Origin of the sequence: Lacticaseibacillus rhamnosus, assembly GCF_900636965.1 — a bacterium.
GTDB classification, from domain to species: Bacteria; Bacillota; Bacilli; order Lactobacillales; family Lactobacillaceae; genus Lacticaseibacillus; species Lacticaseibacillus rhamnosus.
In genome coordinates, this window is record NZ_LR134331.1 from 1,875,560 (window position 1) to 1,888,819 (window position 13,260).

Consider the following 13,260-nt stretch of genomic DNA (forward strand, 5'->3'; position numbering starts at 1 on the left):
CCCAGCTTTTGACGCTCAAAGGAGATCTTCTTCCTCGGTAAAGCAAAAAGCAGAGGTGCCCACTGCAGACACCACTGCTTTTTTGATAAACGATCAATTGTTAATCTTTATAGACATCAGTCAGCTCGTAAGGCAATCGCTGCATCTTTGTTTGCTGCCATACGCGCTGGAATGTGGCCGCCGAGGACGGTCAGGATCGTGCTGATTAGAATCAGAATCACCGCATGCACGGGATTCAACTGCGCAACATTCGGCAGTTCGGTCATGCCGTACAAAATCGCATTGATCGGGAACGTCAGCAACCAGGCAATGATAATGCCCAGTATCCCTGAACTGACCCCTAGAATGATGGTTTCAGCATCAAAAACCCGGGTGATATCTTTTCGACGCGCACCTAATGCCTTCAAGACGCCGATTTCTTTGGTTCGCTCAAGTACTGACGTATAGGTTAGAATCGCAATCATGATCATCGAAGTTACCAGTGAAATCCCTGCAAAAGCAACCAGGACAATGGTAATGGCTGACATGATCCCGCCTGTCATGCTCGAAATAGTGCCAGCCAAGTCAGTGTAAACCACCTGATCGGCCTTTTTCTTACCATGGTTGAACTTGTCGAGATAACTCAAGATCTTGTCCTTATCCTTGAAACTAGTTGGATAAATCGTGATCTGCGTAGGCGTTTCCGATCCGCCCAATCCGGTAATCAGTTGATCCTTGGTGGCATCATCAATACTTTGATTGGTGAAAATATTAACGTCACTATTTCGTTGCGCTTTGACAACTGCCGAATTCTTATTCATTGCCACTAAATCTTTGGTCAACCGATCAGAATAAGCAAAACCTTGGCTCAAAAGACCATCGCTCGTCTTGGAACGGGTTCGCAAAACACCGGTTACGGTCAGCTCCCGATTACCATTTTGATTATAGGCATCAGCGTAATTTTTAGTTGGTACATAGACGCTGCCGCCCACATTTTGATAATAATGGTCATTGGCAATCGCCTTTAGCTTCGTCCCGACAATGTCGCCAAATTTGATTTTTTGACCATTTTTAACTGAGAAGCCAAGGTTTTTCAGCGCATTGATATTAGTCGAATTGTCCCGATCAACAATTAAAATGACGTCATTGTCGGATTTCGGATAGCTACCGGCGACAACCTCATAGTTCTTCTTGAGGTAGCTTGTCTTGCCTTCACGATCTACGGGATAAACAGATGAACTTGCGCTGGAAAAACTCCGCTGCGCTTGATTGCTCGTCGGTTTGGCAGTTGAAAATTGAACCGGCTTCACCGTTCCGTTGACATTACGCAACAAATTCATTCCGGTGCCATACGTATAACCGATATTATTCGTCAATCGCTTGCTGATGCCATTCACATAGTCGATATACTTTTGATTAAGTTTGTTGGTGTGCTGTGCTTTATCACTGGCACTTTGCTTGGCTTCCACCGTTTTAGTCGTCTTAAAGGTGGACGTTTTCGTATTATCTTCCGCCCCTGCTGTCAAGTTCACGGCAGTAGACGAAATGGTAATAGGAAATTGCGCCAACGTCTCTGACTGCGTGTTGTCGATTTGCTTTTGAAAACCCGAAGAAAGGGCCAGGACCACTGCTATCCCGATAATCCCGATACTTGATGCGAATGCCGTCAGAAAAGTACGACCCTTCTTCGTCATGATATTGGTAAAAGATAACTTCAGAGCCGTCAGATAGCTCATTTTAGTGCGGCGTAAATCAAAGTGTCCGGTTTGCTCCTCAACATCATATGGCTTTGAATCAGATAGAATTTTACCGTCTTTAAATTCAATAATCCGTTGGGCATAATCATGCGCCAGCTGCGGATTGTGGGTGACCATAACGACTAAACGTTCCCGCGACAAATCGGCAATCAACTGCATGATTTCCTGACTGGTTTCGGTATCCAACGCGCCAGTCGGTTCATCGGCCAACAAGATTGACGGTTCCGAAACAATCGCCCGCGCAATCGCAACCCGCTGCATTTGCCCACCGGACAGTTGGTTGGGTTGTTTCCCCATGTGTTCTTTCAAACCAACCTTAACCAGCGCTGCCTCAGCCTTTTTGCGCCGCTCACTGGCAGAAACCCCGCTCAACGTGAGTCCCAACTCAACATTTTCCAAAATACTAAGGTGCATGATTAAGTTATAGCTCTGAAAAATGAAGCCAACCGAGTTGTTACGATAAGCATCCCAATCAGATTCTTTGAAGTTTTTAGTTGACCGGCCATGTAACAATAAGTCGCCTGAATCATAACGATCAAGGCCACCGATCACGTTCAGTAGCGTTGTTTTACCGGAGCCGCTGGGACCAAGGATGGCCACAAACTCCTGCTCCCGAAACTGCACCGAAACATCATCAAGTGCTTTCGTGGTGTAATCACCGGTTTGGTAATATTTTTTTATATGCTTTAGCTCTAGCAAAGACCATTCTCCTCTACAACAAGTGACAACGCGCCGAAATGAAATAACTTGCCATATCTTAGCATACTTACCCAGCACTTGATAATCGGTCTAAAGCCCAAAATGAAAATCAGTCCCGACTTGGCAACCATTTTGGCGAAAAAAAGACCGAATCATCACACAATACCTTGCCGATTCGGTCAATTCAGTCACGCCATCCGTCTGGTTCAGGATTGGACTTTCATCAGCGGCTGCCAATAGATTAAGTCCAAGCTATGATCCGGATAGATGTAATAACTGATATTTAATTTTGAAAAAGGATTTGCCATTGCCATTAAGTAAATGGGTTGCGGTGCATGCGCCAATCCAGCAACTGAAACAAGAATGTACTTGGCCATCTGCTCAAATAGGGGTTGGGTCAACCCGGTTGTTAGCTCAAAATCCAAGTCAACGTAAATCAGCTCTTTTGTTTGTCGCGTGAGGCTGATCCGATGAATGGGTAATCCGCCAAAGTTACCGTCTTGATTGAGTTCATCGACCATTCGTTTAATTTCCTGATGCTTAAACTGCGGCCGTGCAAACATCATGCGCCAAATTGCCAAGTCGTCACCCCCTTGCCTCAATTATGCCACATTGACGCAAGAACGCGGACTAAAAGATCGGATCAAGAATCTTGGAAAAAGCCGAATCGATTTGAGCCCGAGCTGCTTGCTGTTCCGCTAATCCGGCCGCAAATCGTTCATGATCTACCTGATCCGTGTCGATCGCCTGCAACATATTCAAAACGCCGCTGCGAATACCGCAAAGACCACTTACCAGTACCTTATGAAAGGCAGCATAGTTGCATGGTGCTGACTCGGCATTGACACTATCTACGAAATTACAGAACTTAATGACATTTTTGGTGAAATAAAGTCGCAAGCGGTCGAGACTTTCGCTTGCATAGCAATTTCCTTTCTCGATGTTCTTGCATGTGTGGACGTACTCTTTAAAAACAGTCTCAAACACGAGAAGGCGTTCCAGATTTTGATTAATTACTTCAACATAACTAGGTTCATTGCTTACTGCATACATTTAAAAGTCCCTCCTAATCTTGTGAGTTCATCAACTTACAGACTTAATTATACTTGTTAATGGCTTATAATCAATATAATTATATGCTAATATTTAAATACCTAACGTTATATAACCGCTACAAAGGCCATTATTATTGGGATTTGCAGACATGACACCAGTCTGTGAAAACCGTTTTCCCTGACATTGCACGCAATGTATCTATTTGTGAAAACTTGTTTTATCTATGCCTTATCACCCTGTCTTGACAGGGTGATTTCTTGAAGGCAGCCATTTAGTATCTACTTGCATTAAAAATAAGATAACGAAAATATTTTTTGGATATTTTGCATTTATATTTTAATATTTTCCAACAACCGTGCAAATCCCAGCCATAAAGATTCTAATTGCAGGGTCGGTTATAAAACGAAGATGTTTACAATTCGAGGCAGTTAATAGCATGTTTTAAAAACATCACCTATAATCGAGTCAAGAAGCCTGCAAGTTAAAAATCTTATGGTCAAAACTCAAAAATCGAGTTGCGAAAACCTTTTTAATTTGTCACCGCACTTATTTGATTCTTGGGAGGATTTTACATTGAAGGGTTATCCAAAGAATTACCCCTTAGATTCACGGACTTTCTTCGGCGTTAATGCCATGGGGTTGATCAGCACAACCGCGTATTATCTTTATACTGCTGTTTTGATGATGTTTATTACCGATTACTCCGGGATTTACACCAACGTCCCTGGCAAAGCAGCGGCAGTCGCCACCACGCTATTATTCGTCGGACGGCTCTGGGATGCCATCAATGACCTTTGGACTGGCTATTTGATTGACATTTCACCCCGAACTCGTTGGGGGAAATTTAAACCGTATGTTCTGATTGGCACCTTTTTTACCGGCATTTTGGGAATGATGTTGTTTCACATTCCCCAAAACTTAAGTGATTTCGGCAAAGAAGTCTACCTCTACATCACCTATTTCTTATTTATGTTTTCAGCAACCATTATCGTCACGGTTCCGCTGACCAGCACCATGTCCGCTGATCAGGAAATTCGGGCTAAATTAATTTCCTGGCCACGAATTACCAGCAATGTTGTCGGTGTGGTCTTCGCGTTTTTTATGGCGATTGCCAGCTTCTTGGGAACTAAAAAAAGTCCAAATATTCCATTGACCGTAGATTTGATCATCATTCCATTTTTAATCATCTCGTTAATTGGCGGCTTCATGGTCAAAGAAGGGCCTGTTGCGGAAGGAACCAAGCCGCCAAAGTTACGTGATGTCGGCCGGATGGTAAAAATCAATAAGCCATTTCGCGTCAATCTCTATTTCACTTTTGTTGGCGGCTTTGTCTGGGCGTTACTGACGGCAACATCGCTTTACTACATTAAGTACGCATTCGGCGTTGCCAACTTAGGTATTCAGTCCATGTACTTCGGGCTCCTGACCTTAGTCACCCTAATCGGCGGTACGTTAATTTCCCAAAAAGCCATGAAATATATGTCAGCACTTCGAGGCGTTCAAATCTGCTATTTGGGAATGGTTCCGTTTCTGCTAATCATGTTTGCGATCAACGAATTTCAGGTCATTCATAATCCTTGGCTTTTCTATCTTCTTATCGGAATTGTCATGACCCTAGCCGGCGCCCAATTTGTGCCAGCTAACCTCATCATCATGGAAACCATGGATTATAATCGACTTAAACTCAATTCGGGAATGGAAGCAACGATCAATGCGGTTAACATGTTTCTCCAAAAGCTGCAGTCGGGTTTGGCAACAATTGGCGTTGGATTAGCCTTATTGTTAGTTGGCTATAATGCGCAAATACTGGAAAAAGCCACCCGCATTCCCGACAGTTTGCTTAAAAGCCTGGGGGTGGTTTTATTCGGTTTACCTGCAGTCTTTTCGCTTGTAGCTTATCTTTTAACGAAGCAATACCCATTGCAAGGTGAGGCACGGACCCAGATGTATGCGGAATTGGCCGCCAAAACTGCAGCTGCAAGTCAGAAAAATAAGCGGGTCTAATTGTTAGTTACTTGAATTGAGCATGCTATTACACGCTCACATTAACGCGTTCGCCAGCGCAGAAACCTGCGTGTAAGGACCTTGGGCGCAATGGCCAAAGCCCGGCCATCACGTCCAAGGCCGCTTACACTCCGTTTTCTCCCGCGCTGGCTCACGCTCACATCATAACGCGCTCCCCGGCGCAGAAGTCGGCTCGCGCTCACTGGAGGTATAGTTTATGGTTAAACCATCACCTGTCAACATTCACCGCGACGATCCCCCTGCTTGGTTTAAACAAGCAGATTTCGGCATTATGATTCACTGGGGGCTTTATAGTGTCCCGGCTTTTGCACCGACCAATGTGCCGGATTATGATACTTTCATCAAAAGTAAGCCGCTGAAGTTCTTTTTTGCTAATCAACCGTATGCGGAATGGTATGCCAACAGTATCTTGTTTCCTGACAGCCCCGCTGCCCGTTACCATCGTGAACATTATGGCAATGCGCCTTACTCGGACTTTGCCAAAACGTTTAAGCAAAGTGCCCAGCAAGTCGATGTTGATGCCTGGGCGGATGCCTTTGCCAATGCCGGCGCGAAGTATGTGGTCATTGTGACAAAGCATCATGACGGATTTGTGCTGTATGACACCGACGTAGCGAATCCGTATCAACCTGATTATCACCTTGACTTTGATTTCGTTGGCCAATTAGCACAGGCAGTTCGCGCCCGCGGCATGCATTTCGGTACTTATTATTCTTCATTGTTAGACTGGACCTTCCCGCACGTGCCCATCGCTGATTACGGTTCACTGATGTTAGGAAATGACCGATCAAAAATTTATAACCAGTACGCACGGGCGCACTGGCATGAACTGATTGACCGCTATCACTCGGATATTTTGTGGAGTGACATCGGCTATCCTGACGATCCGGGTTTGCCTGATTTATTCAGGTATTACTACGATCAGGTTCCTGACGGCTTAGTCAATGACCGCTGGCGCCAATTTCCCAACTGGCTGCGCAATAAGCCAGGGCGGGCGGTTTTTAATATCGCCGCAAAGTACGTCATGAACCAAGAACGCAAACATCCCGGTGATGTCGGCGAGCTCAAATATTACGATTATCGGACACTGGAATATAACAGTGACTGGAAGGAAAATAAGCGCTACTTCGAAATGACTCGCGGTATGGATAAAAGTTTTGGCTACAACCAATTCAGCCAATCTAAAGACTACATCACAACCGCCGCAGTCAAAAAGCTGATCGCAACACTCCATCCTAAACGTGGCCGCTTACTACTTAACGTCGGCCCCGATCGCTATGGCAACATTCCACCGTACCAGATGAAAATACTGCAGCAACTTAGCGATCGTTAACGCTCCAATCCAAAACGGATTAAACCGAGCTATGTTCAGTCATCACCACAACAAAAAACGCTAGGAACATCGGCCACAGTCAGACGATGCGATTCCTAGCGTTTTTTAATTCAGATTATTGAACCAGCCCTTCAGCAGTGTGCGCTTGATCATGGCGTTAAAACCAGTTAACTCAGCTGATTAATCGCCGCCCAGCTTGCCAATGCTTCTGGATGAAAGCCGCTCCAAGTAGCCAGCACATCCCCGGTCTCATCGTCACGCACACGGACAACCGGAAACCGATCATAACCATCCGCTCGAAACTTAACGACTTTCTGGGCACTCCAAGCACGTTTCAACGGATCTTCCGCACTCGTATCCACCAAGTTCGATTCACCGCGCTGATTCGTAGTGCGAAAATGCTGATGATGAGCCAGCAACCAGCGTTTCGTCAAGCGGCACGATTCGCACTGGGGCTTTTCATATACCACAAAGTGAATAGCCATACGCATTTCCTCCCTTACTCATGCTTATCCTCGATCTGGGTCTAAAGCGCATGTCTCATTTTGTTTCTACTATCCCTTATTCCGCCTATTTTTGCAATGTCAACTCATCAAATTCAGTGCGCACATGGCTGTTTGGAAACCAACCGTACCAGCATTTTCAAGAATGGCAAGCAGGTTCCCCTTGATACGCCGTTCGTTGCTCCTGGGCGAGCCACTTTTATAGGCATCTGATTATGATCATTCAACTAAGGCAGCCGCGACTTTTTCCAAAGCCTGAGTTGCCGCAAGCGGTAAGCGATCATACCCGTCAGCGACGGTTGCTTTATCGGCTAAAAACGTCAAGCGATCATCCAATCGTTGCCGTAATAAGGCCCGATAAGCCGAATTGCTAAAGTCCACCGCAAAATTCGGCAGGCTCAAATAGCGCATGGCAGGCAATGGGCCAAATGGTTTAAACGCCGCCGTCCCATCCACAATCGCAGCAATCGCATCCAATGTATCGCTTGGTTTGACTTTTTGTCCCTGAAAAAAACCGGTATTAAGAATGTAACAAGCCGTGCCGCGTTGCTGGAACAAATCATAGAAATCCTGATAATCCTCTCCCAGCGGATAACTACGAAAAGGATTGGCAAACGGTTCAATGACCAACTGTTCCCGATCGACATCGGCACGCACATTTTCGGCTGTGGAGCGTTTAGTGGCCAAAGTTGCCCCAAAGGCTGCGGCTAAGCTTGGATCCTCCACTTTGACAACCGGTGGTAAAGCATCGTCTTTCATGATCCAGAAAATAGCGTCAACGCTCTCCACCAAATGATCCACCCGATTAGGCGTCACATAACGCGATTTAACGGTCCGACCATTCCCGTTACGAATATCTTGGGTCACCAACGTCTTCTTACCGTGATCATCCAGCGTAACGCCAACATTTTGAACCGTTAGAAAATAACGCGTATTCGGGTCGCTCATTGGATAATCCTGGGTTTTATCAAAATATGCCGGTTCAAGCGCGGTGGTCGCACCGGTCTGCCGATCAATGACAAACGCATCATCGTGTAACACCTTAACCGGATACCGGTCACCATGACTGGTCAGGGTGATGGTGGACTTGCCGGAGCCTGACAAGCCAAACGCTGCCATCGTGAAGGTACCATCTTGTCGCTGATACTGCTTCATCCCGCCATGACAGGCAACAAAACCGTTTCGATGCGCGGTTGCCCAAGCCAGTGTCAGCGTTCCCTTCTTCAATTCGCCAAAATACCGCAAGCCTAAAATAATGGCGGCATTATGCAACGGATCAAAAATTGCCAAGCCGTCCGGATAATCCGGATGATGCCAGTCAGGATCAGCATAAAGATAAAGATCATCTTCCGGAAGCGGCCGCGACTGCTCATATTGCTGCGTTGCTTCAGGCGTTTTAATCTGAAAGTTCAGCAAATAAGTGTAAAGGTTGTTGGCGTAGGTTTCCGGCACCATCAAATGCGCCTCAACTGCGAAATCAGCCGACAAGCCAACAACCACATGTCCACTCAAAAATGATTTGCGTGTACCTGCAAAGACCGCCTCGCGTGCAATTTTCGTCAGCTCAGCAGTATCAACCCCGGGCTGGCCGATGATACGACGTGCGGCTGCCGTGCGCCCCACCACCTGTCCGTCATTTGCAACCAGAACGCGGGCATCTTCAGGCAATCCAAGCTCACTGGCATGTTGAACCGGCAAATCGGTTACGATGACACCAGGTGCTTTTTTAGCCAATGCATAGGCTGCCGCAATCGTCGTCACCGCCTGAACATTGTTACCATAAAAAGCTGTTTCGACCGTTGCCTTGAGCGCGGAAAAATAGCCGCTTGTTGCTGTCACATCACTGACTGGAAACTTCTGCTTACTCGTCATGGTTGCATCCCCCTAACCGCTCGGATTCTCCTCAAAATTCACCAAAAGAAAACCCGAACTTCATCCATTTGAAAAGGCTTTCACAACCTGATTATACAGACTTGTCGTAAACAACGCGAATTTTAAAATAGCCGCTGCAGCTAAAAATTAAGCCGTAAGCATCACCCAACAACCGTTACGGGTAGGGTTGGATAAATCCCGTCGCCTAAGCTTTACGCTGCTTGTTGGCCTGCATCACTTTAGCATGATCAATTAAAGGACAGCCAATATCTTCACACTGGCTGCAGCCGCCCGCTCTATTTTTACGGAAAAAGGTCCGGTACAAAACCACTGCAATCGTCAACACAACTAAGCTACCAATTATCCATGTTGCCATGTTCAAGACTCCTCGTATATTTAAATTACAACCAAGTTTTCTATCATGACTGGTTCAATAGCTCGCAGCCATTGCCGGTACTGGGCGCTTGAGCCACAAACCGTAAATGATGAGTCCTGCTGCAAGCCCTACTAATACGATGCTCAACCCACCTGCTTGGCCAGTGAAAATCAGGCTGCTTTGATAAACCAACATGGTCAACAAGTACGCCACCCCGGTTTGATAGCCAACAGCCCGCCATGTCCACCGCGCATCGCCAAATTCTTTATACATCGTTCCAATAGCCGCAAAACATGGCGCGCACAACAGGTTAAACATCAAAAATGCATACCCTGCCATCGCTGGATAAGTCGCGCGTAACGTCTGGGCAAAGCTCCCGGAACCACTAGCACCAAAACTAATGTGCAAGGTTCCGACGCAATTTTCTTTTGCAATCAAGCCGGCTAATGTAGCGACCGTTGCATGCCAATCACCAAAACCCAATGGCGCAAACAGCGGTGCCAATATGCCGCCGATTGCACGTAGCATACTGTGATTTTCCGGAACCATCTGCAAAGTGAAATTAAAGTTCGACAAAAACCACAACAAAACACATGACAGAAAAATAATCGTTCCAGCCTTATGCACAAATGCCCGTGCGCGCGACATCACACTGCGATAAAGGTTGGTCAGCCGGGGCAAATGATACGCTGGTAACTCCATCACAAATGGTGCAGGCGGTCCAGCAAACAAGGCGGTTTTCTTCAAGAAGATGCCGGAACAAACAACCGCGACAATCCCCATAAAGTACGCTGACGGCGCCCCCCAGCTATTGTTGGGGAAAAATGTGCCGCTCACCAATGCGATCACGGTTAATTTTGCCGAACATGGCATAAACGTGGTCAACATGATACTCATGCGTCGATCCTTTTCACTTTCAATAGTTCTGGTCGCCATAATTCCCGGAACGCCGCAGCCAGTCGCAATCAGGATCGGAATAAAACTCTTTCCGCTTAAATTGAAACGTCGGAACAACCGATCCATCACAAAAGCAATGCGCGCCATATAGCCACAGTCTTCAAGGATGCCCAGACACAAAAACAACATGATAATCTGAGGAAGAAAACCTAAAACCGACCCAATGCCACCGATTAAACCATCCACGATTAAACCGGATAACCATGGTGCAACTGCCCAGCTTTTCAACGTCCCGCCGACCACACTCGGAAGCCAGCTGCCAAACACCGTATCATTCAGATAATCGCTGCCTATGGTTCCAATCGTCTGAATTGAAAGATAATAAACCGCCCACATGACGACAACAAAGATCGGTAAAGCCAGATAGCGATTCGTCACAATCCGATCAATCCGATCACTCATCGACATCACAAAATCATCTTGATCGACCACACATGGCAATCACCCGCGCAATGAAGTCATATCGTGCGTTGACAATGATGCTGTCACTGGCGTCTTCAAAAATATGCTCCGCCGTATGTAAAATCTCCGTGACCTGTTTTTGCTCTGCAGGTGAAAAAGCCAATTTTTCCATGACTTGCGGATCGTTTTCAAAAATCTTGATTGCATACCACCGCACCCGTTCTTGGGGAACACGATCGCCAATAACTTCTGCCAGCATCGTCAAGGCTGATTCGAGTCGCGGATCATACTCGGGAAAAGTATACGGCTTCGGTAGCGGTGCTTGGATGGTCTGAACCAGTTCCTGCAATGCGGCAGTTTTAGTTGCATTCGTGCCAATAACGGGTACTTGGAGTGCATAACTTAATTTTTTCAAATTAATGCTGCGATGGCCGTTTTTTTCCAGCACATCCATCATGTTCAGCGCCACAATCAACGGCCGACCAGTCTCCATCACTTGCAACGTTAAATACAGGTTACGTTCAAGATTGGTGGCATCAACGACATTTATCACCAGATCCGGTTGATTGTCGAGCAAAAAATCGCGGGTCACAATTTCTTCGCTGCTGTATGGCGACAAAGAATACGTACCTGGTAAGTCCTCTAGCACCAAGGCATGATTGGCTTTTAGCCGGCCTGATTTGCGTTCGACGGTTACTCCGGGCCAATTACCAATATGCTGTTTAGAACCGGTCAGCGCATTAAACAAAGTTGTTTTACCACTGTTAGGATTTCCTACGAGTGCTAAAGTTTCATGCATGTCCATCGGCACCCACCTCCGTTACGAACACATGAGCTGCATCTTGCTTGCGAATACTCAGCTTATAACCGCGAACCGCAAGCTCAATCGGATCACCTAAAGGCGCAATTTGGTGAATCTTAACCAGTGTTCCCTTTGTCAATCCCATATCCATCAAGCGATGACGCAACGGGGGATCACCCTTAATCGTGCGAATCAGGCCCACTTGATTCAAAGCTAACTCCCCCAACGCAACAGCAGGCTGATGGTCATCCATGGCAAACGGCTGCACCACGAGTAAACCGGCAATCTCATCACTAATCGCCAATCGCTGTCCTTGGAAAAAAATAACCAACCCGGTAGCTTTATTTGCCGGCTGCACCACCGTCAGCTTCTTACCAATCACAAGTCCCATTTCAGCAAGATGGCGCCGCAAAGCAGCACTTCCCCCGACACTCATCAATAGATAAGCACCAGGCTGATTAATATCGAGCAAAGCCTGCATATAAACCACCTCCAAAAATGAGTGAGCGCGACCCAGCGCGGTTAGGGATCGGAATGTAAGCGGCCGCCTTTGACCATTGCGTGCGAGGCCTTCCACGCAAACTCCTGCGTCCGGAAACCTGTTCCACCTGTTCCAGAATCAAACGACCATCAACAAACCTCATCGTCATACAAAGCCAACATTTTCGCCAACCGAACTCGTTTATATCCTTACTTTGACTTCGCTAAAACCGCTTTAGCAACTGTCGCAACGTAATGCAGCTGCCCCTCAGTTGTCGGATGGGTTTTATCCGCTGTAAGCCAATTATCGTGTTCCGCCGAAGCAGCATACCAATCGACAATATGTAAATTCGAATAACGTTTTGCCATTTTCACAAGATCACGATTAACTTCATTTGTCCACTCGGCATCAGAACGAACATTGATCCAATACACCTGTCGCTTACTGCCAATACTGGTCATAATCGACTGAAAAGCTTCATCTGTAAAGGTTCCATTCGTCCCCAACCCAATAATAACCGTATCGGCTAATCTACCAGACGCCGCGAGTGACTTAAAAAGCTCTGGCGCCTGATAAATTTGACGACTAACCGTTGCATCCAGATCAACCTTGGGGAAGATTTCTTTATACAGATAAGCGCTACCCAGCATCACTGAATCCCCGACTGCTGTGATCGGCATCTTTTTAGCGACTTGAACCTGATGATAACTAAGCCCTTCATCAGCAAAATCTTTATAAACCGGGTCTTCTGCCTTTCGGGATGACGCCTCGGCTTGACTGGCTTTGGCAGCCGAGCGTGAACGCGCAACCGAACGCGCTTTAACCCGCGATGATGAGGCTGCCTGCTGCGCCCTTGCTTGAGCCTGCTGGTTAAGTCCAAACCAGATACCTCCAGCGATCAAGACCACAGCTAGTAAGACAACCGGTCAAAGCCACCCTTTTGTTAAATGCGTTCTTTGTCTATGCATCTCGCACCCCTTCGATCATTTTGTTACCGTTTGATCATAGCATATATAAG

At 46.6% G+C, this 13,260-nt stretch carries 10 protein-coding genes and 1 pseudogene; 2 read left to right on the forward strand and 9 right to left on the reverse strand.

Annotation, left to right across the window (positions count from 1 at the left end; translation table 11 throughout):
• Positions 1-116: 116 nt before the first annotated feature.
• From EL173_RS09535 to EL173_RS09545, 3 genes are all read right to left on the reverse strand, one after another.
• On the reverse strand, positions 117-2,435 hold the full coding sequence (locus tag EL173_RS09535; RefSeq protein WP_014571415.1) for an ABC transporter ATP-binding protein/permease: 2,319 nt from the start codon (positions 2,433-2,435) through the stop codon (positions 117-119).
• Between the two features lie 206 nt (positions 2,436-2,641).
• The gene (locus EL173_RS09540) at positions 2,642-3,016 is read right to left on the reverse strand and encodes a hypothetical protein (RefSeq protein WP_005687711.1); all 375 of its coding nucleotides are present in this window, start codon (positions 3,014-3,016) and stop codon (positions 2,642-2,644) included.
• A gap of 49 nt (positions 3,017-3,065) precedes the next feature.
• The gene (locus tag EL173_RS09545; RefSeq protein ID WP_005689926.1) at positions 3,066-3,488 is read right to left on the reverse strand and encodes a hypothetical protein; all 423 of its coding nucleotides are present in this window, start codon (positions 3,486-3,488) and stop codon (positions 3,066-3,068) included.
• 576 nt (positions 3,489-4,064) lie between these two features.
• Here EL173_RS09545 and EL173_RS09550 point away from each other — a divergent pair.
• Complete coding sequence (locus tag EL173_RS09550) at positions 4,065-5,495, forward strand: MFS transporter (protein ID WP_014571416.1); 1,431 nt, start codon at positions 4,065-4,067, stop codon at positions 5,493-5,495.
• A 217-nt stretch (positions 5,496-5,712) separates the two neighbouring features.
• Positions 5,713-6,849, forward strand: a complete 1,137-nt coding sequence (locus tag EL173_RS09555; protein ID WP_005689930.1) for an alpha-L-fucosidase — start codon at positions 5,713-5,715, stop codon at positions 6,847-6,849.
• Between the two features lie 167 nt (positions 6,850-7,016).
• Here EL173_RS09555 and EL173_RS09560 read toward each other — a convergent pair whose 3' ends face one another.
• From EL173_RS09560 to EL173_RS09590, 6 genes and pseudogenes are all read right to left on the reverse strand, one after another.
• Complete coding sequence (locus tag EL173_RS09560; protein WP_005687704.1) at positions 7,017-7,334, reverse strand: thioredoxin domain-containing protein; 318 nt, start codon at positions 7,332-7,334, stop codon at positions 7,017-7,019.
• Between the two features lie 237 nt (positions 7,335-7,571).
• Entirely contained in the window at positions 7,572-9,224 is a 1,653-nt protein-coding gene (locus tag EL173_RS09565) for a phosphoenolpyruvate carboxykinase (ATP) (RefSeq protein ID WP_005689934.1), read from the reverse strand.
• Between the two features lie 205 nt (positions 9,225-9,429).
• Complete coding sequence (locus EL173_RS09570; RefSeq protein WP_005689935.1) at positions 9,430-9,600, reverse strand: FeoB-associated Cys-rich membrane protein; 171 nt, start codon at positions 9,598-9,600, stop codon at positions 9,430-9,432.
• Between the two features lie 54 nt (positions 9,601-9,654).
• Positions 9,655-11,764, reverse strand: a pseudogene (gene feoB / locus EL173_RS09575) (ferrous iron transport protein B).
• Positions 11,751-12,242, reverse strand: a complete 492-nt coding sequence (locus EL173_RS09580) for a FeoA family protein (RefSeq protein ID WP_005689941.1) — start codon at positions 12,240-12,242, stop codon at positions 11,751-11,753. Before EL173_RS09580 ends, feoB begins: the two are co-directional and overlap by 14 nt.
• A gap of 209 nt (positions 12,243-12,451) precedes the next feature.
• Positions 12,452-13,150 carry an SGNH/GDSL hydrolase family protein gene (locus EL173_RS09590; protein WP_223390971.1) on the reverse strand — a complete coding sequence of 233 codons (699 nt, stop codon included), beginning with the start codon at positions 13,148-13,150 and terminating at the stop codon, positions 12,452-12,454.
• Between the last annotated feature and the right edge of the window lie 110 nt (positions 13,151-13,260).